Source organism: Pseudomonas lopnurensis, from assembly GCF_015070855.1.
Classification (GTDB): domain Bacteria; phylum Pseudomonadota; class Gammaproteobacteria; order Pseudomonadales; family Pseudomonadaceae; genus Stutzerimonas; species Stutzerimonas lopnurensis.
In genome coordinates this window covers 1-26,195 of sequence record NZ_JADDIX010000027.1, presented here as the reverse complement: position 1 = coordinate 26,195, position 26,195 = coordinate 1, and the positions used below count along the sequence as shown (strand labels likewise).

General features: G+C 66.6%; 21 protein-coding genes. 15 read left to right on the top strand and 6 right to left on the bottom strand.

Translation table 11 applies throughout. The annotated features are described in order from the left end of the window. Together IN820_RS05895 and IN820_RS05890 are read left to right on the top strand one after the other, a co-directional pair. On the top strand, window positions 1–303 hold the full coding sequence (locus tag IN820_RS05895) for a P-II family nitrogen regulator (protein WP_193680082.1): 303 nt from the start codon (window positions 1–3) through the stop codon (window positions 301–303). 43 nt (window positions 304–346) lie between these two features. After that, window positions 347–1,048, top strand: coding sequence for a carbonic anhydrase (locus IN820_RS05890; protein ID WP_193680081.1), 702 nt, complete (start codon window positions 347–349; stop codon window positions 1,046–1,048). Between the two features lie 62 nt (window positions 1,049–1,110). On the opposite strand, the gene IN820_RS05885 is transcribed toward IN820_RS05890, so the two are convergent. Then, window positions 1,111–1,920, bottom strand: a complete 810-nt coding sequence (locus IN820_RS05885) for a substrate-binding periplasmic protein (RefSeq protein WP_193680080.1) — start codon at window positions 1,918–1,920, stop codon at window positions 1,111–1,113. A gap of 218 nt (window positions 1,921–2,138) precedes the next feature. On the opposite strand from IN820_RS05885, the gene IN820_RS05880 reads away from it, so the two are divergent. Beyond that, entirely contained in the window at window positions 2,139–4,634 is a 2,496-nt protein-coding gene (locus IN820_RS05880; protein WP_193680079.1) for a sensor histidine kinase, read from the top strand. 6 nt (window positions 4,635–4,640) lie between these two features. On the opposite strand, the gene IN820_RS05875 is transcribed toward IN820_RS05880, so the two are convergent. Both IN820_RS05875 and IN820_RS05870 read right to left on the bottom strand, forming a co-directional pair. Further along, window positions 4,641–5,633 (bottom strand): asparaginase, encoded by a 993-nt coding sequence (locus IN820_RS05875; RefSeq protein WP_193680078.1) that lies wholly within the window; start codon window positions 5,631–5,633, stop codon window positions 4,641–4,643. A 124-nt stretch (window positions 5,634–5,757) separates the two neighbouring features. Continuing rightward, entirely contained in the window at window positions 5,758–7,176 is a 1,419-nt protein-coding gene (locus IN820_RS05870; protein ID WP_193680077.1) for an alanine/glycine:cation symporter family protein, read from the bottom strand. A 151-nt stretch (window positions 7,177–7,327) separates the two neighbouring features. Between IN820_RS05870 and IN820_RS05865 the strand changes: the two genes are divergently transcribed. Further along, window positions 7,328–8,149 carry a helix-turn-helix domain-containing protein gene (locus IN820_RS05865; protein WP_193680076.1) on the top strand — a complete coding sequence of 274 codons (822 nt, stop codon included), beginning with the start codon at window positions 7,328–7,330 and terminating at the stop codon, window positions 8,147–8,149. 13 nt (window positions 8,150–8,162) lie between these two features. Here IN820_RS05865 and IN820_RS05860 read toward each other — a convergent pair whose 3' ends face one another. After that, the gene (locus IN820_RS05860; RefSeq protein WP_193680075.1) at window positions 8,163–9,587 is read right to left on the bottom strand and encodes an aspartate ammonia-lyase; all 1,425 of its coding nucleotides are present in this window, start codon (window positions 9,585–9,587) and stop codon (window positions 8,163–8,165) included. A 179-nt stretch (window positions 9,588–9,766) separates the two neighbouring features. On the opposite strand from IN820_RS05860, the gene IN820_RS05855 reads away from it, so the two are divergent. Then, window positions 9,767–10,693 carry a LysR substrate-binding domain-containing protein gene (locus IN820_RS05855; protein ID WP_193680074.1) on the top strand — a complete coding sequence of 309 codons (927 nt, stop codon included), beginning with the start codon at window positions 9,767–9,769 and terminating at the stop codon, window positions 10,691–10,693. A gap of 250 nt (window positions 10,694–10,943) precedes the next feature. On the opposite strand, the gene adhP is transcribed toward IN820_RS05855, so the two are convergent. Continuing rightward, window positions 10,944–11,972 carry an alcohol dehydrogenase AdhP gene (adhP, locus tag IN820_RS05850; RefSeq protein WP_193680073.1) on the bottom strand — a complete coding sequence of 343 codons (1,029 nt, stop codon included), beginning with the start codon at window positions 11,970–11,972 and terminating at the stop codon, window positions 10,944–10,946. Between the two features lie 567 nt (window positions 11,973–12,539). Between adhP and purE the strand changes: the two genes are divergently transcribed. The 5 genes from purE (at window position 12,540) to IN820_RS05825 (ending at window position 16,090) form a co-directional block, all read left to right on the top strand. Beyond that, window positions 12,540–13,028: a 5-(carboxyamino)imidazole ribonucleotide mutase gene (gene purE, locus IN820_RS05845; RefSeq protein ID WP_037041396.1), complete on the top strand. Its 489-nt coding sequence runs from the start codon at window positions 12,540–12,542 to the stop codon at window positions 13,026–13,028. A gap of 60 nt (window positions 13,029–13,088) precedes the next feature. Beyond that, window positions 13,089–14,174 carry a 5-(carboxyamino)imidazole ribonucleotide synthase gene (locus IN820_RS05840; RefSeq protein WP_193680072.1) on the top strand — a complete coding sequence of 362 codons (1,086 nt, stop codon included), beginning with the start codon at window positions 13,089–13,091 and terminating at the stop codon, window positions 14,172–14,174. 85 nt (window positions 14,175–14,259) lie between these two features. Then, window positions 14,260–14,511, top strand: coding sequence for a GlsB/YeaQ/YmgE family stress response membrane protein (locus IN820_RS05835; RefSeq protein ID WP_003297756.1), 252 nt, complete (start codon window positions 14,260–14,262; stop codon window positions 14,509–14,511). 52 nt (window positions 14,512–14,563) lie between these two features. Beyond that, on the top strand, window positions 14,564–15,100 hold the full coding sequence (locus tag IN820_RS05830) for a DUF3299 domain-containing protein (RefSeq protein WP_193680071.1): 537 nt from the start codon (window positions 14,564–14,566) through the stop codon (window positions 15,098–15,100). 321 nt (window positions 15,101–15,421) lie between these two features. Next, entirely contained in the window at window positions 15,422–16,090 is a 669-nt protein-coding gene (locus IN820_RS05825) for a uracil-DNA glycosylase family protein (protein ID WP_193680070.1), read from the top strand. A 255-nt stretch (window positions 16,091–16,345) separates the two neighbouring features. Here the strand turns inward: IN820_RS05825 and IN820_RS05820 are convergent, their stop codons facing one another. Next, window positions 16,346–17,305 (bottom strand): LysR family transcriptional regulator, encoded by a 960-nt coding sequence (locus tag IN820_RS05820; protein WP_193680069.1) that lies wholly within the window; start codon window positions 17,303–17,305, stop codon window positions 16,346–16,348. 139 nt (window positions 17,306–17,444) lie between these two features. Here IN820_RS05820 and IN820_RS05815 point away from each other — a divergent pair, with 139 nt between their 5' ends. The 5 genes from IN820_RS05815 to IN820_RS05795 all read left to right on the top strand — a co-directional run. Continuing rightward, the gene (locus IN820_RS05815) at window positions 17,445–18,230 is read left to right on the top strand and encodes a response regulator transcription factor (protein WP_193680068.1); all 786 of its coding nucleotides are present in this window, start codon (window positions 17,445–17,447) and stop codon (window positions 18,228–18,230) included. Between the two features lie 891 nt (window positions 18,231–19,121). Beyond that, window positions 19,122–20,861, top strand: a complete 1,740-nt coding sequence (locus tag IN820_RS05810; RefSeq protein ID WP_193680067.1) for a TolC family outer membrane protein — start codon at window positions 19,122–19,124, stop codon at window positions 20,859–20,861. A gap of 54 nt (window positions 20,862–20,915) precedes the next feature. After that, window positions 20,916–23,048, top strand: coding sequence for a type I secretion system permease/ATPase (locus IN820_RS05805; RefSeq protein ID WP_193680066.1), 2,133 nt, complete (start codon window positions 20,916–20,918; stop codon window positions 23,046–23,048). After that, complete coding sequence (locus IN820_RS05800) at window positions 23,045–24,496, top strand: HlyD family type I secretion periplasmic adaptor subunit (RefSeq protein ID WP_193680065.1); 1,452 nt, start codon at window positions 23,045–23,047, stop codon at window positions 24,494–24,496. The genes IN820_RS05805 and IN820_RS05800 overlap by 4 nt, the downstream gene beginning before the upstream one ends. 58 nt (window positions 24,497–24,554) lie before the next feature. Continuing rightward, window positions 24,555–26,195: putative Ig domain-containing protein (locus tag IN820_RS05795; protein WP_193680064.1), on the top strand; the 1,641-nt coding region annotated here is incomplete at its 3' end.

Here is a 26,195-nt window from a genome sequence, read left to right as displayed (position 1 = left end):
ATGAACGCACACAAGCGCACCCTGCTCACCGTGATCTGCGAAGCGGCCCTCGAGCACAAGCTGGTGAGTGATCTGCAGACCCTGGGCGCGCCCGGCTGGACCCTGTCCGATGCGCGCGGCAGCGGCAGCCGGGGCGTGCGCAGCGCCGAATGGAACACCGACGGCAACATCCGCCTGGAAGTGATCTGTGGCCGCGAGCTGGCCGAACGCATCGCCGCCCATCTGCAGGCACGCTATTACGAACACTTCGCGATGGTCTGCTATCTCGCCGAGGTGGACGTGCTGCGGCCGGAAAAATTCTAGCTTCTAGGGCACCCAGGCCCCCATCCTGCAATCGAGATCGAACATGAACGAGCAACAGAAAAACACCGAAACCGCGCAGGAGGCGCTCGACCTGATCGTTGGCGGCGTCAAGCGCTTTCGCGAGGAAATCTACCCGCAGCAGCGCGAGCTGTTCAAGAAACTGGCCCACGAACAGACCCCGCGTGCGATGTTCATCACCTGCGCCGACTCGCGGATCATCCCCGAACTGATCACCCAGAGCGCGCCGGGCGACCTGTTCGTCACCCGCAACGTCGGCAACGTGGTGCCGCCGTACGGGCAGATGAACGGCGGTGTTTCCACGGCCATCGAATTCGCCGTGATGGCCCTCGGCGTGCAGCACATCATCGTCTGCGGGCATTCGGACTGCGGTGCGATGAAGGCCGTGCTCAACCCCGACGAACTCGAGCGCATGCCGACGGTGAAGGCCTGGCTGCGGCATTCCGAGGTGGCGAAGATCGTCGTCGAGCAGAACTGCGGCTGTGCCGACCACAACACCCTGGGCATCCTCACCCAGGAGAACGTCGTGGCCCAGCTCGACCACCTGCGCACCCATCCCTCGGTGGCGGCGCGCCTGGCCAGCGGCCAGCTGTTCATCCACGGCTGGCTGTACGACATCGAAACCAGCGAAATCCGCGGCTACGACGCCGAAAAGGGCGAGTTCCGCCTGATCGGCGACGGCCCGCTGCCGATGGCCACGCCCAAGCCTCGCTACCTGCAGGGCTGAGCGCCTGTCTACGATCTGCTGCGCCTCGGCCCTGCTGCATTGAAAACAGGCTCTGAGCGCGTTCAGCGGCCGCCGGCGAGCGCCTTGCCGCGGTCGCGGATCAGGTAGCACAGATCCGGAGTCTGGCTGCAGCCGGCGTAGCCTTCGGCGATGACCGCGTCGAGCGCCTGCTGCAGGCGTTCGACGACTTCGTCCGGGGTATCGCGGCTCAGCGCCAGGTAGACCGGCTCGCTGCGAAAGCTCAGCACCACCTGCAACTGCTGCTCCGCCACCCCTTGCTGGCGCGCGTAGTAGCGCCACACCGGGTCGGCGGCGGCCCAGAGGTCGATCCGCCCACCGAGCAGCTTGCGCAGGTTTTCCGGATCGCTGAGGCTGTCGCCCGGCTCGAGGCCCTGGCTTTCGAGGTAGAGATTCACGCTGCCGTTCCGGTAGCCACCGATCCGGTAGTCCGCGGCCTGGGCCAGGCTCTGCAGTTTCAGGCCGCGTTCGGGCAGCGCCAGCAGTACGCTGTCGTAGTGCGCCAGCGGGCCGACCCACTTGAACAGCCCGGCGTTGTGCTCGGTGCGGGCGACCGAGAACAGGCCGTGATCGGCTTCCTGCCGGGTCTGCTCGTAGAGCCTGTTCCAGGGACCGCGCAGGGCCAGGCTGTAGGCGATGCCGGCGCGTTTGAAGATTTCCCGCACCGTGTCGGTGCCGATTCCCTCCACCTCGTCGCCGCGGGCGAAGTTCTTCAGGTTCGGCGCCATGTTGAAGGGCGGGAAGTTGTCGGTCTGCAGGACGATCCGGTAGTCGTTCGGCAGCTCGGCATGGGCGCTGGCGGCGCCCGTCAGAAGCAGGGCGAACAGCGCTCCGGCTGTGCTGGATCTGGCCATGACATCGGCTCCTCGATGCGCTTGTTTTTATTGTGGCCCAGGCAAGGGTAGCGGGCGCACGCATGTCTCGCCACCGGCGTGATCGCACGCTGATGCTTTCGCCTTCGGGCATGGCCCGGTCAACTGGCGGGAATGGGTTTTCGCGAGCGCGGTGATATGATCCGGCGCTGCCCAGAACTCTCATTTAGCGCTCCGCCTGCGGTTCGCTGGAGCCAGTCGTGCCCAAGAGACATCCTATCGGGTTGCGCCAATGGATCTGGCGCGCCTTCGTTAGAAGTGCCCTGATTCCGCTGATCCTGGTGGAAACGGCGCTGATCGCCATCTATCTGCTGACCAACGGTGCCATCCGTGATGCACAGATCGAGCATCTGCGGCAGACGGCGCTGAACGACCTGCAGGCCTCGGTCAGACTGGAGTCGCGGTTGATCAACGAGCAACTGAACCAGGTCGCCGCGCTCACCGAGCTGTACCGCAACCTCACCGCCAATGCCCTGCTCGAAGGCGAGCCGACGCCAGCGCCCGCCCTGGCGCTGAGCCCCGGCGGCGTGCGCTACAGCCCCGTCGACGACGGGGGCGCGGCGGTCTTCTATTCCAGCGCCACCCCGGCCGCGCGGCAGGATCTGGACAAGGTGGCCCGGCTGCGCCGCCTCGAACCGCTGATGAAGGAGCTGAAGGCACGCAATCCGCTGGTGGCCAGCCTGTACTTCAACAGCTGGGACAGCCTCAACCACATCTATCCGTGGTTCCTCACCCTCGACCAGTACCCGGCGGACATGGTCATCCCCGATTACAGCTTCTATTACCTGGCCGATGCCGAGCACAATCCCGCGCGCGGGGTGGTCTGGACCGAGGTCTATCTCGACCCCGCCGGGCACGGCTGGATGATGTCGGCCACCGCCCCGGTGTACCGCGGCGACTTCCTCGAAGGGGTGGCGGGCATCGACATCACCGTCAGCGGCATCCTCGAGCAGATCGGCCAGTTGCGGGTGCCCTGGAGCGGTTACGCCATGCTGGTCAGCGACGACCTGTCGATCATGGCCCTGCCCGGGCCGGGCGAGGTGGATTTCGGTATCGCCGAGCTGACCGATCACACCTACCTGGACGCGATCCGCCACGAGACGTTCAAGCCCGAGGACTTCCGCCTCGACCGTCGTCCGGAAACGTCCGGGCTGGCCGCGGCCATCGCCGGGCGTAGCCAGGGCGTGGAGCAAGTGATGCTCGGCGGCCGCCCGCAGCTGGTGGCCTGGACCACGGTGGTGCCGACCGGCTGGCACCTGTTGGCGGTGGTCGACGAGGCCGAGGTGTTCCGCCAGACCAACGCCCTGGCCAGCCGCTACCAGCATATCGGCTACCTGCTGATCGCCGGGCTGGTGCTGTTCTATGTCGGTTTCTTCGCGCTCATGTGGCTGCGCGCGCGCCAGCTCAGCCAGGCGCTGCTGCGGCCGATCGCCGGCATCTCGCGGGCGATGGGCGAGATCGGCCTGGGCCGTTGGCGACCGCAGCCGGTGGACGCGCAGATCCGCGAACTGGACGAGATGGCCCGGCACACCCTGGCCATCGGCGAACACCTGGAACGCAGCGAGGCACAGCGCTCGCACAGCCAGAGCCGCCTGGAGCTGTTGCTGGAGAGCGCCACCGAAAGCCTCTGGGAATACGACCTGCGCGACGGGATGCTGCAGATTCGCGGCGGCATGGTCGGGCGTTTCGGGCTGCCGTCCGGGCAACTCAGCGGCGACCGGTTCCGCCAGCGCATCCACCCCGACGACCTGCCGGCGGCGTTCGCCCAGGTGCAGCGGATCCAGCAAGGGCTGCAGCAGCGCTACGAGGCCGAGTACCGCTTCGCCGACGCCATGGGCCAGTACCATTGGCTGCTGACGCGCGGCCGGGTGCTCGAGCGCGACCCGCAGACCGGCCTGGCCTGGGTCCTGGCCGGCACCCATGTGGATATCGACGCGCTCAAGCGCGTCGAGGCGGAGCTGCGCGCGGCGACGCGGCAGGCGCAGGCCGCCAGCGAAGCGAAGAGCCGCCTGCTCTCGGGCATCAGCCACGAGCTGCGCACCCCGCTCAATGCGATCCTCGGCTTCGCCCAACTGATGCGCATGGACTGCGACGACGAGAGCCAGTCCGAAGCCGCCGAATACCTGGACGAAATCCTCCTCGCCAGCCGCCATCTCAACCAGTTGCTGGGGGAGATCCTTGAGTGGTCGAGCCTGCAGACGGAGCCTCCGCGCCTGGAACTGCGGCCGGTGGAAGTGCGCGGCCTGATCCGCGAGTGCGCCGAGCTGATCGCCCTGGAAATCCGCCAGCGCGGCCTGCAACTGGAGCTGGCGCTACCGGAGGAAGGGCTGCGGGCGCGCGCCGAGCCGCGGCGGCTGCGCCAGGTGCTGCTGAACCTGCTGTCCAACGCGATGAAGTACAACGTCCCGCAGGGGCGCATCGGCCTGCGCGTGGAAACCGGCGCCGACTACGTGCGCATCCTGGTGGAGGACACCGGCCTGGGCATCGACCCACGGCAGCAGGCGCAGGTCTTCGAACCCTTCCAGCGCCTGGGCAGGGAGAACAGCATGATCCAGGGCACCGGCATCGGCCTGTCGCTGTGCCTGGAGTTCGCCAGGTTGATGGACGGTCAGATGGGGCTGCACAGCGAGCCGGGTGTCGGCAGTCGTTTCTGGATCGAGCTGGCGCGTGCGCCCGACGGTGCCGGTGAAGACTGACGGTCGTCAGTCCGCGCGCTCGCCGCACAGGTCCAGGGCGAACCAGTGCGCCACCTCGGCCGCTGCCAGCCCGGCGCCGAGCAGGGCGAACAGCTTGCCCAGCGCCGCTTCGCGGGTCATCCCGCCGCCGCTCAGCAGGCCGCAGGCGGCCAGCTGGCTGCCGGCGGCATACAGGCCGAACTCGACGTGCCCCTGCGGGCACTGGCTGATCGCGACCAGCACCACGCCGCGCGCCCGCGCCTCCTGCAGCGCTGCCAGCAGCTCGGCATTGTCCGCCGGCCCGGTGCCGCTGCCGTAGCACTCCAGCACCAGGCCCTGCACGCCGCTGGCGAGCAGTGCCCGTAGCTGCGCGGCCTGTACGCCGGGAAACAGCGGCAGCACGGCAAGGCTGACCGGATGGCGCGCTGCGCGGTAGTCGATGGCGGGCGGGATCGCCGCTGCCCGCTGGCCGCGGCGCTGGCGTGGCTGTTCGGCGAAGGCGTCGAGGGTCGCCGTGCCCAGCTTGCTGGCGCGCGCGCCATGCAGCAGGGCACCGTGGAAATACAGGTGCACGCCGGGCGGCACACCGTCGCGCAATGCCCGCATGGCGCCGAACAGGTTGTCCCAGGCATCGCTGCCCGGCACGCCGGCCGGCAGCATGGAGCCGGTCAGCAGCACCGGCACGTCCAGCCCCAGCAGCAGGAAGCTCAGCGCCGCGGCGCTGTAGGCCAGGGTGTCGGTACCATGCAGCACCAACACGGCGTCGCAGCCGTCCGCTTCGACGCCGCTGCGGATGGCCTCGACCATGGCCAGCCAGTTGCGCTGGTTCATGTTGGCGCTGTCGATGGCCGGCAGCAGTTCGTGGAACCGCCAGTCGGGCAGGTCCAGCTCGGGTTGCAGGCCCTGCTGGGCGCGCAGCCGGTCGGCGAAACCGGAGGCGGGCATTAGCCCGGCGGCGCTCTGCTGCATGCCGATGGTGCCGCCGGTGTACAGCACCAGGAGTTTTCTGCAGGCCGGCATGGGGTCTCCTCGAACGAAACGGGTTGGGGCTAATGCGATCCCTGTGGAGCCTGGGGGGCGCCCAGTCCTTGCCGGCGATCGGCCGACACGACGGATCGCCGGCAAGCCGGCTCCTACAAAAGCCTCAGGAACGAGCGGCGGCGCCAGCCCCGGCCTTGGCCGGCCATACGGCGGGGTCGAGATCCAGGTCGGCAAACTGCGCCGGATCGAACACCGGCGACTCTACACCGGCCTTGCGCTGGCTGTCGTAGTCGCGCATCAGGCGCAGGCCGACCTTGAACAGCAGCGCCAGGGCGATCAGGTTGCAGATCGCCAGCAGGCCCATGGTCACGTCGGCGAAGCCGAACACCGTGCCCAGGTCCTGGATCGAGCCCCACATCACCAGAGCGATCACCAGCAGGCGGTAGAGCAGCACCGGCCAGCGCTTGGCGGTGAAGAAGCCCAGGGCATTCTCGCCGAGATAGTAGTTGTAGATCAGCGTGGTGAACACGAACAAGAGCAACGCGAGGCTGACGAACACCCGGCCCCACTCGCCGACCACGGCGGCCACGGCGCTCTGGGTCAGCACCACGCCGGCCACTTCTTCGCCGCCTGGCTGGTAGACGCCGGAGAGGAGGATGATCAGCGCGGTGCAGCTGCACAGCACGATGGTGTCGATGAACACGCTGAGCGACTGCACGATGCCCTGCGCCACCGGATGCTTGACCTCGGCCACCGCCGCCACGTTGGGCGCGCTGCCCAGGCCCGCCTCGTTGGAGAACAGGCCGCGCTTGACGCCCATGATGATCGCCGCGCCGATGCCGCCGGCGAAGGCCGGCTCCAGGCCGAAGGCGCCGCGCAGGATCATGCCGAAGGCGTCCGGAATCTGCCCGGCGTTGCTGCCGATGACGAAGATCGCCATGGCGATGTAGGAAAACGCCATGGCCGGTACCAGCACGTCGGCGAAGGTGGCGATGCGCTTGATGCCGCCGGAGATGATCAGGGCGATCACCGCCATCAGGACCAGGCCGCTGACGAAGGTCGGCACGCCGAAGGTGTCGTGCAGCGAGCTGGCCACGGTATAGGACTGTACGGCATTGAAGCCGAAACCGAAGGTCACCAGCAGCAACAGCGAAACCACGATGCCCAGCCAGCGTTGGCCGAGGCCGTGCTCGATGTAGAACGCCGGACCGCCGCGGTAGCCGCCGTCGGCTTCGCGGCGCTTGTAGAGCTGCGCCAGCGAGCATTCGAAATAGCTGGTGGCCATGCCGACCAGCGCCACCACCCACATCCAGAAGATTGCGCCCGGCCCGCCGAGCATGATCGCCACCGAGACCCCGGCGATGTTGCCGGCGCCGACGCGGCCGGCGACGCTGAGCATCAGCGCCTGGAACGAGCTGAGCTGTCCCGGCTGACGCTTGAAGGCCTCGCCGAAGATGCCGAACATGCTGCCGAAGTAGCGGAACTGGACGAAGCGCGAGGCGACGGTGAAATACAGGCCGAGGCCGATCAGCATGACGATCAGCAGCTTGCTCCAGATGAGGTCGTTGAGAATATCGAGCATGGCGGGACGATCTCTTGTTGTTTTGCCAGTGAAGAAAAGCGCAAGCGGGCAATGGTTGGCCAGGCGCCGCGCCCATGCAATTGCGCGGGTCGCGGCGACCTGACGCGAGTTGATGCTAGACTCGCATAGCTCGCACCAATGGGACCCGCGCATGTACGACCATCTCGGCGCCAACCTCAAGCTGCTCTGCAGCCACTACCGCTCGATCGCCGAGGTCTGCCGCAAGCTGTCCATCAACCGTGCGCAGTTCAACAAGTACCTGAGCGGCCAGAGCCGGCCGACGGCGCACAACCTCAAGCGTATCTGCGATTTCTTCGGCGTCGAGGCCTATGAGCTGGGCCTGCCCAGCGAGCAGTTCGCCCAACTGATCGGCCTGCGCCGGCACGACCAGGAGCGCATCGCCGCCAGCGATCCACTGCTGGAGCTGCTGCAGCCGCTGCGCGACAACGCCAGCAGCCTGTCGCGCTACTGCGGTTATTACTTCGAGTACGCCAACTGCCTGTCGGTGCCGGGGCAGATCCTGCTGTCGCTGGTGCATCTGCGCGAGGACCGCGGCAGCTTCGTCTTCGAGCGCCAGGAGCGCCAGGAACAGTCGCGTGCCGACGATCCCCAGGCCGAGGACTGGGTGGTGCGCTGTCGCTACCTGGGTGCCGCGTTCTATCTGCAGGACCGGCTGTTTCTCATCGACTACGAGTCGCTGACCGGCAACGAGATGAGCCAGACCATCCTCATTCCCAGCTTCAAGAGCCGCATCGGCCGCCTCAACGGCCTGAAGACCGGGGTGTCCAGCGGCGACCGCCGCACCCCGGCCTGCACCCGGGTGGTCTGGGAATACCTGGGCAGCGCGATCAACCGGGTCAATGCCTACCGCCAGGTGATGCTCTACGCCCCGGACGATCCGCGCATCGACCCCGAGATCCGCGCGCGCCTGGGCGCGTCGCACATCCGCGACGGCCTGTTCGAGATCGAATGAGGCGAGCGCCGGCTCAGGCCTTCAGCGGCACCAGGCGCGGCGCGATCATGTTTTCCGGGCGCAGGATGTCGGCCAGGGTGGCTTCGTCCAGCAGCCGCTCCTCGCGCACCAGCTCCAGCACGCCGCGCCCGCCGAGCAGCGCCTGGCCGGCGATGCGGGTGGCGTTCTCGTAGCCGATGTAGGGGTTCAGCGCGGTGATCAGGCCGATGGAGTTCTCCATCAACTGGCGGCAGTGCGCCTCGTTGGCGCTGATGCCATTGACGCAGTGCTCGCGCAGCATGTCCATGGCGCGCTGCAGCAGGCGGATCGAGTCGAACAGCTTGTAGGCGATCAGCGGCTCCATGACGTTGAGCTGCAACTGTCCGGCCTCGGCCGCCAGGGTCAGCGCCAGGTCGTTGCCGATCACCTCGAACGCCACCTGGTTGACTGCCTCTGGGATCACCGGGTTGACCTTGCCCGGCATGATCGAGCTGCCCGGCTGGCGCGGCGGCAGGTTGATCTCGTTGATGCCGGTGCGCGGGCCGCTGGAGAGCAGGCGCAGGTCGTTGCAGATCTTCGACAGCTTCACCGCCAGGCGCTTGAGCATGCTGGAGAAGGTGACGAAGGCGCCCATGTCGGAGGTGGCCTCGATGAGGTCGGCGGCGGGCTTCAGCGGTTGCCCGCTGATGGTGGCCAGGCGCTGCACGGCCAGGGCCTGATAGCCGGGGTCGGCGTTGATGCCGGTGCCGATGGCGGTGCCGCCGAGGTTGACCTCGACCAGCAACTGCGGGGCGATCAGCCGCAGGTGTTCGAGGTCCTCGCCGAGGGTGGTGGCGAAGGCGCGGAATTCCTGGCCGAGGGTCATGGGCACCGCATCCTGCAGCTGGGTGCGGCCCATCTTGAGGATGTGTGCGAACTCGTCCGACTTGCCGGCGAAGGCCTGCACCAGGCTGTCGAGGCTGGCCAGCAGGGTGTCGTGACCGAGCAGCAGGCCGAGGCGGATGGCGGTGGGATAGGCGTCGTTGGTCGACTGCGCCATATTCACGTCGTTGTTCGGGTGCAGGTGGCGGTACTCGCCCTTGGCATGGCCCATGTGCTCCAGCGCCAGGTTGGCGATCACCTCGTTGGCGTTCATGTTGGTCGAGGTGCCGGCGCCGCCCTGGATCATGTCGACCACGAACTGCTCATGGAACTCGCCGCGGATCAGCCGTGCGCAGGCCCGGCTGATCGCCTGGTGCTTGGCCTCGCCGAGATGCCCCAGCTGGCGGTTGGCGTCGGCGGCGGCCTGCTTGACCATGGCCAGGGCGATCACCAGCTTGGGAAAGTGCGACAGCGGCACGCCGGAGAGGCGGAAGTTGTTCACCGCGCGCAGGGTCTGGATGCCGTAATAGGCGTCGGCGGGTACTTCGAGCGGGCCAAGCAGATCGTTTTCGAGACGCAAGGATGCAGCGCAGGACATGAGGACTCTTATCCGGGGAGGAAGCGGCAACTGCCGCGATGAGCGCTAACATAAGGGCTCCGGCCGCTCGTCGGCCAATGCCGTTATAAGCTGGCCCATGCATGATCGGCATAATGAGGCTGTGACGCCGCCCGGCCGACGAGCGTTATTGCGCACAGGGGCAGCGCCGGGAGGGCCGCATGAACATCGAGACCAAATGGCTGGAAGACCTCGTCGCGCTGGCGGCGACACGCAGCTTTTCCCAGGCGGCGGCGCGTCGTTTCGTCACCCAGCCGGCGTTCAGCCGACGCATCCGCAGCCTGGAGAACAGCCTGGGGCTGACCCTGGTGAATCGCTCGCGCACGCCGGTGGAACTGACCGAGGCCGGCCAACTGTTCCTGGTCACGGCGCGCAACATGGTCGAGCAGGTCGGCGAGGTGGTGCGCTACCTGCACAACCTCGAGGGCCAGCGCGGCGAGGTGCTGCAGGTCGCCGCGGCGCATTCGCTGGCGCTGGGCTTCTTCCCCGAATGGCTGGCGCAGTTGCGCCGCGACGGCGTGCCGGTCAACAGCCGGTTGGTGGCGACCAACGTCGGCGAGGCGGTGCACTCGCTGCGCGAAGGCGCCTGCGACCTGATCCTCGCCTACCACGATCCGGAGGCGACCCTGCAGATGGACCCCGAGCTGTTCCCCTCGCTGGCGCTGGGGCGTACCGAGATCGTCCCGGTGTGCGCGACGGGCGAGACCGGCGCGCCGCTGTTCGATCCCGACGGCGGGCAGAGTGTGCCGCTGCTGGCGTACAGCGCCGGCGCCTCGCTGGGGCGCTCGGTGAACGCGCTGCTGCGCCAGCGCGGGCTGCGCTCGACCACGGTCTACGAGACGGCCATGGCCGACAGCCTGAAGAGCATGGCGATGCAGAAGCTCGGCCTGGCCTGGGTCCCGCGCCTGAGCGTGAGCGCCGAGCTGGCGCGGGGCGAACTGGTGATCAGCGGTGGGGCGCACTGGCGGCTGCCGCTGGAGATCCGCCTGTACCGCTGCGCGCTGGTGCGCAAGGCGCCGGTACGGCTGCTCTGGCGCAAGCTGGAAAGCGGCGCCGGCCAGCCGCCCGCCGCGCCGCTCGAACGCTAGGGCCCGTTGTGGCGACATGTAGGAGCCCGGGGGGGACGCCGAGTCCTTGCCGGCGATGCGTTCGGGCAGTCGGGATCGCCGGCCAGCCGGCGCCTGCGAAAAGCGCTCGATGGTTCCCACGCTCCCGCGTGGTGACCCTGCCGTGGACGCTCTGCGTCCAGCGACGCGGAGCGTCGTAGCTGGCGCTCCCACGCGGAGCATGGGAGCGATCAAGCGGTACCGGCCAGCCCGCCGGCGCCTGCGAAAAGCCCTACGCGCCCATGTTCAGCACGATGCGCCCCTCGATCGTGCCGGCGCGCATCTGGTCGAATATCTGGTTGATGTCGTCCAGCTCGCCGGCATGGATGGTGGCCTTGACCAGGCCCTCGGCGGCGAAGTCCAGTGCTTCCTGGAGGTCGGCGCGGGTGCCGACGATCGAGCCGGTAATGCTGATGGCCTTGAGCACCACGTCGAAGATCGGCGTGGGGAAGTCGCCCGGCGGCAACCCCACCAGCGCCACCGTGCCGCGGCGGCGCGCCATGCCGATGGCCTGGCCGAAGGCGCTGTTGGAGACCGCGGTGACCAGCACGCCGTGGGCGCCGCCGATCTCGCGCTGGATGACCGCCACCGGGTCTTCGCTGCGGGCATTGACGGTCAGGCTGGCGCCGAGCGTCTTCGCCAGTTCCAGCTTGGCGTCGTCGACGTCCACCGCCGCCACGTGGAGCCCCATCGCCCGCGCGTACTGCACCGCGACGTGGCCCAGCCCGCCGACACCGGAAATCACCACCCACTGGCCGGGCCGGGCGTCGGTCATCTTCAGGCCCTTGTACACCGTGACCCCGGCGCAGAGGATCGGCGCGATCTCGTCGAACGCCACCGCCTTGGGCAGGATGCCGACATAGTTGGGGTCGGCCAGGACGTACTCGGCATAGCCGCCGTTGACCGAATAGCCGGTGTTCTGCTGCGCGGTGCAGAGGGTTTCCCAGCCGGTCAGGCAATGCTCGCAACAGCCGCAGGCGGTATACAGCCAGGGCACGCCGACGCGATCGCCCTCCTTGACCCGCGTCACGCCGCTGCCGACGGCGGCGACGTAGCCGACGCCCTCATGTCCGGGAATGAACGGCAGGCTGGGGCGCACCGGCCAGTCGCCTTCCGCTGCGTGCAGGTCGGTATGGCAGACGCCGCAGGCCTCGATCTTCACCAGGATCTGCCCGGGGCCGGGCAGCGGGACCTTCACTTCCTCGATCCGCAGCGGTTCGCCGAAGGCGTGCACCACGGCGGCTTTCATGGTCTGGGTCATGGGGGAGTCTCCTGTGCATGGGAACGCCCAGTCTGCGCTTCTGGACGGGTTCGCAATTGACTTCGGGCAACTTTAGTGGCTCTGCCGGACTTTGCCAGGCGCCCGGGGCGATCGCGCCATGGCGTTGTTTCCATTCGATAAAGGTGCTGGGGGCCGGAAGGCTGGACGAAAGGGCTCCCGGGGCAAGAATGCCGGTTCGCCCGCAATGCCGTTTTCACAGAATTCTGCAGGAGCGCGCCCCGCGCGCGAATCGCGGGCGCGGCCCGCTCCTACATGTGCCCTTGCATCCAGCGTGTGAGCAGGATGTCAGCCTGAAGTGAACAGCGTTGCAGCTTTCGCCCGGGCTCGGATCGCTTGTCGTTCAGCCTCCAGCACCGTTGTCGGCTCTTCGGGCGCACGCGATGTCCTGCCGGACGCATGGTCGCGGGTGCCGGCGGGACGGGGCTTGCGCTATACTGCGCGGCCCTCGGTCGGACCGGTTCCGGCCATGTTTCCTGCACGGCCGCGCTGGCATCAGCGCGGCCGTTGTTCCTGATGCGCCCGCAGGCGCCGAAGAGAGGCACGACGATGACCGCACTGGTAGGCGTGATCATGGGCTCCAAGTCCGACTGGTCCACCCTCAGCCACACCGCCGACATGCTGGAAAAACTGGGCATCCCCCATGAAGTGACGGTGGTGTCCGCCCACCGCACCCCGGACCTGCTCTTCCAGTACGCCGAACAGGCCGAAGCCCGCGGGTTGCGCGTGATCATCGCCGGTGCCGGCGGCGCCGCGCATCTGCCGGGCATGTGTGCGGCCAAGACCCATCTGCCGGTGCTCGGCGTGCCGGTGCAGTCGTCGATGCTGTCCGGCGTCGATTCGCTGCTGTCGATCGTGCAGATGCCCGCTGGCGTGCCGGTCGCGACCCTGGCCATCGGCAAGGCCGGGGCGGTCAACGCGGCACTGCTGTCGGCGAGCATCCTCGGCCATGAATTCCCCGAGTACCACGCCGCGCTGAAGACATTCCGCGACGAGCAGACCCAGACCGTGCTGGACAACCCGGACCCGCGCGGCTGAGCGGGTTCTACACTTGCCATCGGCGCGCGCGGATGGCCGCCTAACGAAGGGCCGTGAGTTATGAAAATTGGTGTGATCGGTGGCGGCCAGCTGGGCCGCATGCTGGCCCTGGCGGGCACTCCGCTGGGCATGAGCTTCGCCTTCCTCGACCCGGCGCCGGACGCCTGCGCCCAGGCCCTCGGCGAACACATCCGCGCCGACTACGACGACAAGGACCACCTGCGCCGGCTGGCCGACGAGGTGGACCTGGTGACCTTCGAGTTCGAGAGCGTGCCGGCCGAGACCGTGGCCTTCCTCTCGCAGTTCGTGCCGGTCTACCCGAGCGCCGAATCGCTGCGCATCGCCCGCGACCGCTGGTTCGAGAAGTCGATGTTCAGGGACCTCGGCATCCCCACCCCGGCCTTCGCCGACATCCAGTCGCAGGCCGATCTCGACGCCGCGGTGGCCAGCATCGGCCTGCCGGCCGTGCTCAAGACCCGCACCCTGGGCTACGACGGCAAGGGCCAGAAGCTGCTGCGCAAGCCGGCCGATGTCGCCGGTGCCTTCGCCGAGCTGGGCAGCGTGCCGTGCCTGCTCGAAGGCTTCGTGCCGTTCACCGGCGAGGTCTCGCTGATCGCCGTGCGCGGCCGCGACGGCGAAACCTGCTTCTACCCGCTGGTGCACAACACCCACGAGAGCGGCATCCTGCGGCTGTCGGTGGCCAGCAGCAACCACCCGCTGCAGGCGCTGGCCGAGGACTATGTCGGGCGCGTGCTGGAGCGCCTGGACTACGTCGGCGTGCTGGCCTTCGAGTTCTTCGAGGTGGACGGCGGCCTGAAGGCCAACGAGATCGCCCCGCGCGTGCACAACTCCGGCCACTGGACCATCGAAGGCGCCGAGTGCAGCCAGTTCGAGAACCACCTGCGCGCCGTCGCCGGCCTGCCGCTGGGCTCGACCGCCAAGCTGGGCGAGAGCGCCATGCTCAACTTCATCGGCGAGGTGCCGGAGGTGGCCCGGGTAGTCGCCATCGAGGACTGTCACCTGCACCACTACGGCAAGGCCTTCAAGGCCGGACGCAAGGTCGGCCACGCGACGCTGCGCTGCCCCGACCGCGCCACCCTGGACCGGCAGATCACCGCCGTGGAGACGCTGATTCCCCACCCGTGACGCCCGGCCGTCCGGCTGCGGCGAACGGTGCCGGAGCCTCCGGGTCCCATTGGTTACCCACCTTTCGGACCTGAGGAGCATATCCATGGGCATCATCGGCACCATCATCATCGGCTTGATCGTCGGCCTCATCGCGCGTTTCCTGAAGCCCGGCGACGACAGCATGGGCTGGATCATGACCATCCTGCTGGGTATCGGCGGCTCGCTGCTGGCCACCTACGGCGGCCAGGCGCTCGGCCTGTACCAGGCCGGCGAGGGCGCGGGCTTTATCGGCGCCGTGGTCGGTGCGATCATCCTGCTGGTGATCTACGGCATGGTGACCAGCCGCAAGCATTGACCCGTCGCGGGGCCGTTCCTCGCGGCCCCATTTTCCTCGCACGTAGCCCCTCATGCGCCCTTTCATCGTTTCGCTGCTCTGCTGCCTCGCGCTCGCCCCCACCGCCCACGCCGCGTTGCCGGAACTCGACTGGCTCGAACTGATGCCGCCCGAGGATCGCCAGGCGCTGGAGGAAATGCCCGAGATCGATCACTCGACCCCCGAGAACCTGGGCTTCAGCGACCAGGGCGGCCTCAGGCAGGAGGCCGGGTTGCCGGCGGTGATGTATTCGGCCAAGACCGTGGCGGCGCTGGACGGCCGCGAGGTTCGCCTCGGCGGCTATCCGGTGCCGCTGGAAAGCGATGCCCGTGGGCGCAGCACCGAGTTCTTCCTGGTGCCCTATCCGGGTGCCTGCATCCACGTACCGCCACCGCCGCCGAACCAGATCGTACTGGTGCGCTACCCGCAGGGCATCGCCCTGGACGACATCTACGCGCCGTTGTGGGTCGACGGACGGCTGAAGGTCGAACCGGTCAGCAACGACCTGGCCGACGCGGCCTACGCGCTCGACGCCGGCACCGTCGAACTGGTCGACGAAGATGATCTCTGAGGCGTTGTGGGTTGGGTCGGGGCGCGTAGCCTGAGGAGCGCAGCGACGAAGCCCAACGCGTGCCGTGCCTGTTGGGCTTCGCTGCGCTCAACGCCAACCTACCCGTACGCCGTTCGTGCATGGGCTGTAAGTTGGGACGGGGCACAGGTGGGTCGGGCGGAGCCTGAGGAGCGTAGGTTGGGTCGGGGCGCGTAGCCTGAGGAGCGTAGCGACGAAGCCCAACGGGTGCATGCCGATTCCAGTTGGGCTTCACTGCGTTCAGCCCAACCTACCCGTACGCCCGGTCACCCGACTAGCTAGACAGCTTCCAAGGAGCCCCGAATGCCTCTGGATACCGAACAGCGCCAGGCCTTCCGCGGCCTCGCCGAGAAAACCGCGGGGATCGACGAACAGGCCTACCGCAGCTTCGAGCGCGATCCGCTGGAGCCGATCATCGGCCTGGGCGACGCCGATGCGCCGATCTGCTTCTTCGGCCGCGACCCGGGCCGCGAGGAGGTACGCCATGGCGAGCCCTTCATCGGCTCCGGCGGGCAGATCGTGCGGCGCGTGCTCTACCGCCACGTGCACGGCGAAGAGATGCCGGATTTCGAGGCTGGCAGGGCGCTCGGCAAGCACTATTTCTGGATCAACACCGTGCCGTACAAGCCGCTCGGCAACAAGGCCTGGTCGATGGCGGTCAAGCGCCGCTTCCATCCGCTGATGCGCCAGTTGCTGGTGGACGGCTGGCAGGGCCGGCACATCGTCACGCTCGGCCGCGAGGCCTTCCTCTGGTTCGGCATCGACCAGCCGCGCGAGCAGCGCCAGCGCCTGGACGCCTTCTGGCTGCGCGAAGACCGCTTCACGGCCGACATCGACGTGCAACTGCAGGACGAGCAGGGCCACGCCCGTGCGTTCGTCCTGCATCCGCTACCGCACCCATCGCCGCTGAACCAGACCTGGTTCAAGCGCTTCCCGGCGCTGCTCGAGGCGCGCCTGCGGCAGCTGGATTGAGGAACGGAAACCACGCGCACGGGTTTACCTGTAGCTGGCAGCTTGCCCTGCTCGCTTTTCTCTCGCCGCGTCTGCCCCGGAGGCCGGTCAGCCACTGATTGGACTGGCTGGACCTGATCCTGCCGCTCCTGAACAGGGGTGGCGCTGAAGCATGCGGCGCGTCGTACGTGGGAAACACTCGCCATGGAACCCGCGGCTGCCTCGCCGAAACGCAGATCCTGCCTGTCGCCGAGCGGCGCTCGGGGGCGTCAGCGGTCACGCGCAGGTTCGGGTATCCGGTATTGCGCCGATCCATTCTTCGTTGCGCATGGCGAGCTCCGCCCGGATGTGCTGGATCAGGCTTCGCACCGCGGGCGTTATACCGCGATGGGATGGCGTCAGGGCGTAAAGCATGGATGGCTCTACGGTTTCGTCGGGACAGGCTATCTGCAATGCGCCGCTGTGCAGATCGTCAATGCAGGCAAAGTGTGGCAGACAAGCGAGCCCATAACCGGCCCTCGCAGCCTCAAGCAGCGTGAGCAGGCTGTCCGCGCTCAATATTGGAGGGCCGGGTCGTGGCAGGGCGGCACACCTGGATTTCAGGCTGCTGGAAAGAAGGATTGGCTCGGCTATCTCGGAGAGGCTCCGCGGGTGCTTCAGGTTGCGAACCAGGGCCGGAGTGCCGACGATCACGTTATCCAGCAACGCCAGTGGGCGGGATACGATCTCGCTGCTGTCCCTGGGGCTTTCCAGGCTCAATGACAGGTCCAGGCGCCGGGGTATCAGCTCGGTGCAGGTATCTGCCGCAGACAGCTCGAACTGCACGCGTGGATGAGCCATCGTGAAGGCGCTGAGGCGGTTCAACAACCATCTGTGCAGGATGGAAGGTGCGACGATGCGCAGCAGTCCCGTATGGCTGTCCGAGGCTTCCTGAGCGTAGCGTTCGGCAGCCTCTGCTGCGGCCAGCATGTCCAGGGCATGCCGGTAGATCTGCTCGCCTATGGTGGTCAGTACGAAGCCGCGCGTGTTTCGATTGAGCAGCTGGACGTTGAGACGCCTTTCCAACTGCATCAGCCTGCGGCTCAGGCTGGACTTGCCGACCCCCGTGCGCCTGGCCGCGGCCGAAAGGCTGCCCGCCTCGACTACCTGGATGAACCAATACAGATGTTCCAGTGGCGCGGCCGAGGTTTGTTGGATATGGAAAGCTGTGTTGCTCCTGCTGGGACGATTTCCCATGTTTCCCCTCCGGTTTAGTTCGCTATGGTAAGGGCCGCTTCCGAAAGGGTTTTTTGCCGCGGCGGAATTTGAGTTTGCTTGAGCGGACGACATGGTCGTAGCGCTTGAAAGCGGCATGGATGCAGGGGGAGGGGAGTAGATGAGCGAGTGGCTTAATCGCACACCACACGTTTTGGTGATCGATGACATGCCAGAAGATATGAAAGCCTTGCTTGTGCTGCTGCGCGCGCAGCCTTGGCGTCTTTCTGTCGCCAGGGACGGCTATCAGGGTTACCAGCGCGCCTTGGCGTTGCGCCCCGATCTGATTCTGCTGGACGTGTGCATGCCGCAGATGGATGGTTTCACGCTCTGCCGGCTTCTGCGTGAAGCACCTTCCACATGCCGTATTCCGGTGATCTTCCTGACATCGGCAGGTTCGCTGGAAGAGCGTCTGGAAGGTCTCAGTCTCGGTGGCGTCGACTATGTCCTCAAGCCATTCGAGCCGGAGGAGGTGCTGGCGCGTATCCGCATCCATCTGAAACTGGCGAACCACAATGGCGGCCAGCCTGCCGAGGAAGCATCCGCTCTGCTTCTGGATGACGAGCAGATCATGCTGCGTGCGGCGCTACGCTACATCGAGCAGCATCTCGGCGGACTTCCTAACTTGTCCGGGATTGCCCGCAAGGTGGGTACCTACGACAAGCGCTTGTCGGCGCTCTTTCGCAAGCATCTGGGCTTGACGGTATTCGCCTACATTCGCGAGGCACGCCTGCGTCGCAGTCAGGAGCTGCTCGCCGACAGTCGATTGAGTGTTCAGGATGTGGCCGATCTCGTCGGCTTCAGCAGCGCGTGCAACTTCAGTACGGCCTTTCGCGAACGGTTGGGGATAACACCCACCCAGTTCCGCCATCAGATGCAGGAGATCCAGACGACCTCTGCGGAATGACCTGCCGACATCGTCTTGGTGCCGTTACGCGGCAATCCGCACAGGCTGATTCTTCGTCGGGTCCGGCGCCGAGCGAGAGCAGTGCCGTCACGTTCACTCATGACGGCTCCATTCTTTCCTGACTCTCCGAAGCGGGTTCCGAACTCAATGCCAACTGCCCGATGCACTCTTCTGGGCAGGGAAAGCGGCATTACTTTGCGCGCCCAGCGGCTGCATTGCATTTTCCCGAAGGTCTTGTCTGTGCCAGCAGACAAAGCCTCCACCCGGACCGAAGATCCGGCTGGTGGCCAAGTGCCATGCGGCTTTCGGGTCGTATACCGGTTGTCCGCGTCTCCTTCGGATCTTTGCTGGCGGGTAAATCCAGGCACATCCATGCAACGCTGTTTTGGGCGCCGACGTCTTGTCGGTGGATCCCATATGACCGAACTTCCGCAGCGTTCGTGCCAGTGGCCCGATGATGGCAAGTCCCTTGGAAAGAAGCGGAGCGGTTCGAACTGCCGGACGAGCCGAACGATCGTTCGCGTCCGGAGAGTCGGCCCGGCTTCCGAATGGGGACGCGGTTTCCATCGCCAGCCGTACAGGAAGCGTCAGGGGTTTTCCTGAGGTTCCAGCGATGGGCGAAGGATTTCCCGGCCGGCGCCATCGCCTGGCTCCTGGCAAGACCGCACGACACATGCCGCATCCGCGATGCCCGCTGCCGTCGGCTGCTCCTGGCAAGGCGGTATTCCACACCGGCGAATGCCACCGCTGAATTCCGATTCCGCCGAAACACGATATTGAGCCCTAGGTCGTATGGAGACCCCTATGCGCGTTGCCTCTTGCAAGCTGAGTGATTTTCGACTCCCGAGTGGATGCCAGGCCGCCTCGCTGGTGGCGCTCGGCCTCTTCTGCATGACCCCGTTCGCAGCCCTTGCGGTGCCCCAGAACGACAACCTGCCGGCGGTCGTCCGGGAAACGCTCGACGGCAATCCGGAGATCCAGGCACGGCTTGAAGCCTTCCATGCTTCCACCGAGGACAGCCGCGAAGTCTTTGGCGGCTACTTGCCTTCGCTGGACATCAATACGGCCATCGGTCAGGGGAATCGGGAGTTCGACAATCGTAGCGACTACTCGCGCAACTATGCGGAAATCTCCCTGACCCAGATGCTGTTCGACGGCTTCAGGGTCCGCAATCGCCTGGCCAGGGCCGAGCACACCAGCCGCGTGCGCTACTACGAACTGCTGGATGATGCCGAGAGCAAGGCGCTGGAGGCCAGCGAGGCCTACCTGAACGTACTGCGTCATCGCGAACTGGTGGCGCTGGCGCAGCAGAATGTCGCCAACCATCTGCGAGTGCAGGCGCATGTCGAGGAGCGTGCGGGCAGTGGCGTCGGCAACCGCGCCGATCTGCAGCAGATCGAGGGTCGTCTTTCGCTGGCGCGCAGCAACCTGATGACCGAGATCGCCAATCTTCAGAGCGTCACGGCCCGTTTCCAGCGGCTCACGGGCCGCAGCCCGGCGGATGGCATGGAGCCTTTCGACGTGCCGGCAGAGCAGTTGCCCGCCAGCCTGGAAAGCGTCCTGAAGACCGGGTACGCCAACAACCCGGCTCTTTACGCCGCACTGGAGAACACCCGGGCAGCCGAGGCGGCGCTGCGGGAAAGCGAGGCCAACCGCTACCCGACTTTCGAGCTGGGTCTGCGTCAGGGCATCTACAAGAACAACAACAGCTTCGACAACCGCATCGACCCCGATTCCTACGGGAGCGAGAACGTCGTCGAGGTCCGTGCCCGCTACAACCTGTACCGCGGTGGCAGCGATCGAGCCGCCGAGCGGGCCGCCTACCGCCGCATCAACCAGGCCGAGAGCCTGCGCGACAAGGCCTGCGTGGACCTGCGCCAGACCGCCACCATCGCCTATACCGACGTGCTCAACCAGAGCCAGAAGCGCGCCTCGCTGGCCACGCACCGCGATGCGTCCGCCAATGTCGTGGTCGCCTATCGCGAGCAGTTCGACATCGGCCGCCGCTCGCTCCTCGACGTGCTGGATTCCGAGAACGAGTCGTTCCAGGCCGAGCGTGCTTACGTCAACGGTAGTTACGACCTGCATATCGCCAAGATGCAGACACTGCACAGCATGGGGCAACTGCTGCAGACCCTGTCGCTGTCCAGCGAGCAGATCCCGACCCTGGAAGACCTGCGCAACGGCGAGATCGCCCCGGCTTCCAGCCGCTACTGCGCGGCGGTCGCCGATGCGCAACTGAACATCGATTACTACCTGCGGACGATCGAGCCGGCGCAAACCGTCGAGCTGAGCGGCGATGCCCTGTTCGACAGCGGTAGCGCGGTCATCAAGGCAGGCTCGGTGGCCCGCCTGAAAGCCCTCGTCGACCAATTGCGCGAGCAGGGCGGCGAGCTGCAGGCGATCAGCATCGTCGGTCACACCGACAGCACCGGTAGCGCGGCCCTCAATCGCGAGCTGTCCCTGGCCAGGGCCGAGGCGGTGCGCGACTTCCTGGTCGGCAACGGGGTGGCACGGGGCATCATCGCCGTCTCGGGCGTCGGCGCCGAGCAGCCGATCGCCAGCAACGACACGCCTCAGGGCCGTGCGGACAACCGCCGGGTCGAAATGCAGATACGGCGCGCCGAGTAATGGGACAGGGCCCGCCTGGCGGGCCCTTCAATCGTCTATCGCCAGAGTCGTGTCATGGAAACCTTGCCCGATGATCCCTTGAGTGCCTGCCTGCTCTGGCTGGCCAGTGCCCATGGCATGGCGACCAGTCGTGACGCGCTCACCGATGGTCTGCCACTGGTGTCGGGTCGCCTGCCGCCGTCCGTCTTCCCCAGGGCGGCCAAGCGTCTGGGAATGTCCGCCAACCTGGTCCGCCAGCCGTTGGCGCGCATCAACGCGTTGCTCTTGCCGTGCATCGTGCTGCTCGAAGGCAATCGGGCCTGCCTGCTGGAGAGTGTCGACCCGGCGAACCAGCAGATGCGGGTGCGCCTGCCGGAACTCGATATGCAGCCCATGGATCTGCCGCAGAGCGATTTTCTCGATAGCTATTCGGGACTGGTCATCTATTGCCGGCGTGACTTCCAATTGGACAGCCAGGGGCGGCAGGACGCGCCCGAGCTTTTGCGAGGGCACTGGTTCTGGAGCGTGATCAAGGCCAACCGGCGGGTCTATCGCGATGTGCTGGTGGCAGCCTTCTTCATCAATCTGTTCGCCTTGGCCATGCCGCTGTTCGTGATGAACGTCTACGACCGGGTGGTGCCGAACCACGCCACCGATACCCTGTGGGTGCTGGCTGTCGGCGTGCTGATCATTATCTGCGCGGACCTGGTCTTGCGCATGTTGCGCAGCTGGTTCGTCGAATTGGCGGCGCAGCGCGCCGATGTCACCCTGTCGGCGCGGATCATGGAGCGCATTCTGGGCATGCGCCTGGAGCACAGCCCGCAATCGATCGGCTCGTTCGCCTCCAGCGTGCAGGCCTTCGAGTCGGTGCGCGCCTTCATCGGCTCGATGATTGTCACTGCGCTGATCGACTTGCCGTTTTTCCTGCTATTTATCCTGATCATCGCGATCATTTCCGGTTACATGGCGATCCCGATTCTGCTCGGGACCTTGCTGGTGATCTTCTATGCGCTATCGATCCAGAGCAAAATGCAGCAACTGTCGGAGGTCTCCAGCCAGGCCAGTGCCCAGCGCAGCGCCGGCCTGATCGAAAGCCTCGGCGCAGCGCAGACGCTGAAGTGCTTCAACGCCACCGGTCGTATGCAGACCGCCTGGGAGCAGGCCACCCAGTTCCTGTCCGGCTGCTCGGGCAAGCTGCGCCTGCTCGGCACCTCCGTCGGCTCGGGCGCCGCCTGGGTGCAGCAGGTGGTGGCGGTGAGCATGATGATCGTCGGGGTCTATCTGGTGATCGACGGTCAGATGAGCCAGGGCGCGCTGATCGCCGCCTACATGCTGTCGTCGCGGGCCATGGCTCCGGTTGCCCAGACCGCCTCGCTGCTGACCCAGTACTACCAGGCGGTCACCGCCCTGGGCGCGCTCGAGCAGATCATGGTCCACGAGCAGGAGCGAGCGCCCGGCAAGCTGCCGATCGGCCATCCCAGGCTGCGTGGCGAGATCGAGCTGCGCAATGTCGGTTTCAGCTACCCCAACGAACAACGGCCGGCTTTGCGCGACCTATCGCTGCACATCCGCGCTGGCGAGCGGGTCGGTATCCTGGGCTGCGTCGGCTCTGGCAAGAGCACCCTGGAGAAGCTCATTCTCGGCCTGTACCGGCCAACTTCCGGGAGCATCTTCATCGACGGCGTACATATCGAGCAGTTCGATGTCGCCGAGCTGCGCCGCAGTACTGGTTATGTCCCGCAGGACATCCAGCTGCTCGCTGGCAGCGTGTACGACAACATCACCCTGGGTATCGAGAATCCCCATCGCGACAGGCTGCTGGAAGCCCTTCAGGTTTCCGGCCTGAAGTCCCTGGTCGGTTCTCACGCCGATGGTCTCTCGATGCCAGTGGGCGAGGGCGGACGCCGCCTGTCGGGTGGTCAGCGCCAGGCCATAGCCGTGGCGCGTGCGGTGATGGCGGACAGCAGCATCCTGCTGCTGGACGAGCCGACCAGTGCCATGGACAGCGTCATGGAGAACCACGTCAGCCAGGCGCTGGGGCAGTTCAGCCAGGGCAAGACCCTGCTGCTGATCACCCATCGCACCAGCCTGCTCGACATGGTCGATCGCCTGATCGTCCTCGATGCAGGACGGGTCATTGCCGACGGGCCCAAGCAGGCCGTCCTGCAGGCCTTGGAGCGGGGCAGCATCAAGAGGGCGGCCGGATGAGCGAAGGGGATATCGTCCAGCAGGCCGAGCGGCAACAGGTCGAGCGCCAGGCTTTCGAGCGCCTGCGCTTGCTGGCGGCCGTCGGTGTGCACGGGCGACAAGGCATCGACCGCCTGTTCGGGCCGTTCTTCGCGGCTTTTGGCAACGGCTCGCCGGACTGGCGCAGAGATGCCGAGCAGGCGCTCGAGAACCAGCGCATCCTGCGGGCCCGCGGCCTGCTCTACGGAATCGTGCTGACCTTCCTGGCCCTGCTGGTCTGGGCCGCCTTCGCCAGCGTCGATGAAGTGACTCGTGGTGAAGGCAAGATCATTCCTTCACGGCAGTTGCAGATCGTCCAGTCCGTGGATGGTGGCGTGGTCGAGGAGGTCTTCGTCCGCGAAGGCGATGCGGTCGACAAGGGCGACCTGCTGGTGCGTATCGATCCCACCCGTTTCGTCGCCAGCTTCCAGGAAAGCAGTGTCCGGGTCTTCGCCTTGCGCGCCAAGGTCGAACGGTTGAACGCGCTTATCGAGGAGAAGCCCTACGAGCCGCAGGTCGGCCAGACGCTTTCTCCCGATCAAACACGGGTGGTCGCCCAGGAACAGGACTACTACCAGGAAAGCCTCAAGGAACTGAACCAGCGCCTGTTCATCGCGCGCGAGCAGCGCAGCCAACGCCAGCGGGAGCTGGAGGAGGCCCAGGCGCGGCTGCGCACGGCGCAACAGGCCTACCAGATGTCGACCCGCGAGCTGAGTGTCACCCGGCCACTGCTCAGATCCGGCGCGGTGTCGGAAATGGACATCCTGCGTCTGGAGCGCGACCAGGCCAATGCCGACGGCGAACGCCGCCAGGCCACGGCCAAGGTCCGCCAGATCGAGGCTGGCATCCAGGAGGCCGAGGGGCGGATCGCGGAAGTGGCGCACAGCATGCGCAACCAGTGGCACGCCGAACTGAGCGAGGCCTCCTCTCAGCTCAACAGTCTGGGCAAGAACGTCGACGGCCTGGCGGACCGGGTCAAGTTCTCGGAGATTCGCTCGCCGGTCAAGGGCACCGTTCAGCGTGTGCTCTACAACACCATCGGTGGGGTGGTGCAGCCGGGGCACGCGGTGATGGAAATCGTCCCCGCCGACGACCGCCTGCTGGTCGAAGCGAAGATATCGCCCAAGGACATCGCGTTCCTGCGCCCGGGGCTGCCCGCCACCATCAAGCTGCATGCCTACGACTTCTCCATCTACGGCGGCATGCCGGCGACGCTCCAGCACATCAGCGCCGACACCATCACCGACGAGCGCGACAACACTTACTACCTGGTTCGGGCGATGAGCTCCGATTCGGCGTTCGCCACGCAGTTCGCCGTGATCCCCGGCATGACCGCGCAACTGGACGTCATGACCGGCAAGAAAACCATTCTGGCTTACCTGCTCAAACCCATCCTGCGCGCCAAGGGCAATGCCCTGAGCGAGCGTTGACAAATCAGTGGCGTCGATGGACGCCGCGTCCATCGACATGGAAACGAATGAGGTCGATATGAATAGTCCGGCAACCGTTGTATCCCTTGTTGGTCAGGCCTGGGCCCAGGCGGCCGATGGCATGCGCCGCGAACTGCGGGTCGGCGATCGCCTGCGGGGCGACGAGATGCTGGTCACCGCTCCTGGTGCCCGGCTGGACCTCGATTTCGGCGACAACCGCATCCTGAGCCTCGTCGGCGAGCAGAGCATACCCCTGACGACCGTCGTGCCCGAAGCTTCGGTCCAAGAGCTTGCCATGCAGCCAGCGGCTCCGGTGCAGCCCGGCGCCCAGGCCAGATCCGCCCAGGATGATGGCCCCGTTCCCGAGGGGCATAACTTCGTGCAACTGGTGCGCATCGCCGAAATCATCGAAGCCGACGGCATCACCCCGCTGACCGTCGCGCGCATCCAGGAGCTGTTGCGGCCGCTGGGCATGAGCCTGCCCGACCGCGCCTTCGAACCGGACGAATGGCGCGAACATCGTGGAGGCGACCGCCACGAACACGGTCCGGCGGCACGTAATCCGGGCCTCGCCATCGAGCTGCAGGGTGCCGGTTCGGACGGCCTGTACAGCGCCGAGGAAATTGGCCCTGACGGCACCGTTCCCGCCCTGATCATGCTGGACGACAAGGTGCGTGAGGGCGACATCCTGGTGGTCCGGGACGGCAACGGCAACGAACTGCTCAACCGCCCGGTCACCGCGCAGGACCTGGTGAACGGCGTTCCGGTCGAAGTGCCGGTCTCGCCGGGACAGAGCCAGGTGGTCGTCGAGGCCACGGTCACCACGCCTTCCGGGGCTAGCGGCAGCGCCAACGATGACAAGCCTGTCGACAACCTGCCGCCCGACACGCTGCAGATCGCTGACCGCAACGACCTCGACGCGGACCCGGTCAGCCTGGATCTGAGCGCCTACTTCTCCGATGCCAGCCAACTGACCTTCAGCGCCGACGGTCTGCCGGACGGTCTGAGTCTCGACCCGGCGACCGGCTCCATCACCGGCACCCTCGACAACTCGGCCAGCCAGGGCGGAACGGGTGGCCAGTACCAGGTCACCGTCACCGCCACCGACGCCGCTGGCAACAGCACTTCGCAGAGCTTTACCTGGACGGTGGGCAACCCGCCGCCGGTGGCCAGCGACGACAGCGCCAGCACCGCCGAGGACATCCCGGTCGACGGCAACGTGCTGGGTAACGACAGCGACCCGGACGGCGACGACCTGAGCGTCGTGCAGTTCGTGGTGACGGGCGACGGCACGCTGTACAGCGCCGGGCAGATCGCCAACATCCCCGGCGTGGGCGACCTGCAGCTCAACGCGAACGGCAGCTACACCTTCACCCCGGCGCCGGACTGGAACGGCACGGTGCCGAGCGTGACCTACACGATTTCCGACGGCGAAGGCGGCACCGACACCGCCGAGCTGGCCATCGTGGTCACGCCGGTCAACGACGCGCCGGTGGCACCCGCGCCCGCCAGTCCGTTGGACCAGACCAACCTGGACGCGGACGACGTCACCGCGGTGACGCTCGATCTGCCCAACCTGTTCAGCGACGTGGACGGCGACACGCTGAGCTACAGCATTGCCGGCCTGCCGCCGGGGCTGAACTTCGATCCCGCGACCGGCTCCATCACCGGCACCCTCGACAACTCGGCCAGCCAGGGC

Bases quoted from the DNA above. Each gene is read 5' to 3' on its own strand.
- IN820_RS05895 (WP_193680082.1), top strand. From the start codon at position 1: ATGAACGCACACAAGCGCACCCTGCTCACCGTGATCTGCGAAGCGGCC.
- IN820_RS05890 (WP_193680081.1), top strand. From the start codon at position 347: ATGAACGAGCAACAGAAAAACACCGAAACCGCGCAGGAGGCGCTCGAC.
- IN820_RS05885 (WP_193680080.1), bottom strand. From the start codon at position 1,920: ATGGCCAGATCCAGCACAGCCGGAGCGCTGTTCGCCCTGCTTCTGACG.
- IN820_RS05875 (WP_193680078.1), bottom strand. From the start codon at position 5,633: ATGCCGGCCTGCAGAAAACTCCTGGTGCTGTACACCGGCGGCACCATC.
- IN820_RS05870 (WP_193680077.1), bottom strand. From the start codon at position 7,176: ATGCTCGATATTCTCAACGACCTCATCTGGAGCAAGCTGCTGATCGTC.
- IN820_RS05865 (WP_193680076.1), top strand. From the start codon at position 7,328: ATGTACGACCATCTCGGCGCCAACCTCAAGCTGCTCTGCAGCCACTAC.
- IN820_RS05860 (WP_193680075.1), bottom strand. From the start codon at position 9,587: ATGTCCTGCGCTGCATCCTTGCGTCTCGAAAACGATCTGCTTGGCCCG.
- IN820_RS05855 (WP_193680074.1), top strand. From the start codon at position 9,767: ATGAACATCGAGACCAAATGGCTGGAAGACCTCGTCGCGCTGGCGGCG.
- adhP (WP_193680073.1), bottom strand. From the start codon at position 11,972: ATGACCCAGACCATGAAAGCCGCCGTGGTGCACGCCTTCGGCGAACCG.
- purE (WP_037041396.1), top strand. From the start codon at position 12,540: ATGACCGCACTGGTAGGCGTGATCATGGGCTCCAAGTCCGACTGGTCC.
- IN820_RS05840 (WP_193680072.1), top strand. From the start codon at position 13,089: ATGAAAATTGGTGTGATCGGTGGCGGCCAGCTGGGCCGCATGCTGGCC.
- IN820_RS05835 (WP_003297756.1), top strand. From the start codon at position 14,260: ATGGGCATCATCGGCACCATCATCATCGGCTTGATCGTCGGCCTCATC.
- IN820_RS05830 (WP_193680071.1), top strand. From the start codon at position 14,564: ATGCGCCCTTTCATCGTTTCGCTGCTCTGCTGCCTCGCGCTCGCCCCC.
- IN820_RS05825 (WP_193680070.1), top strand. From the start codon at position 15,422: ATGCCTCTGGATACCGAACAGCGCCAGGCCTTCCGCGGCCTCGCCGAG.
- IN820_RS05820 (WP_193680069.1), bottom strand. From the start codon at position 17,305: ATGGGAAATCGTCCCAGCAGGAGCAACACAGCTTTCCATATCCAACAA.
- IN820_RS05815 (WP_193680068.1), top strand. From the start codon at position 17,445: ATGAGCGAGTGGCTTAATCGCACACCACACGTTTTGGTGATCGATGAC.
- IN820_RS05810 (WP_193680067.1), top strand. From the start codon at position 19,122: ATGACCCCGTTCGCAGCCCTTGCGGTGCCCCAGAACGACAACCTGCCG.
- IN820_RS05805 (WP_193680066.1), top strand. From the start codon at position 20,916: ATGGAAACCTTGCCCGATGATCCCTTGAGTGCCTGCCTGCTCTGGCTG.
- IN820_RS05800 (WP_193680065.1), top strand. From the start codon at position 23,045: ATGAGCGAAGGGGATATCGTCCAGCAGGCCGAGCGGCAACAGGTCGAG.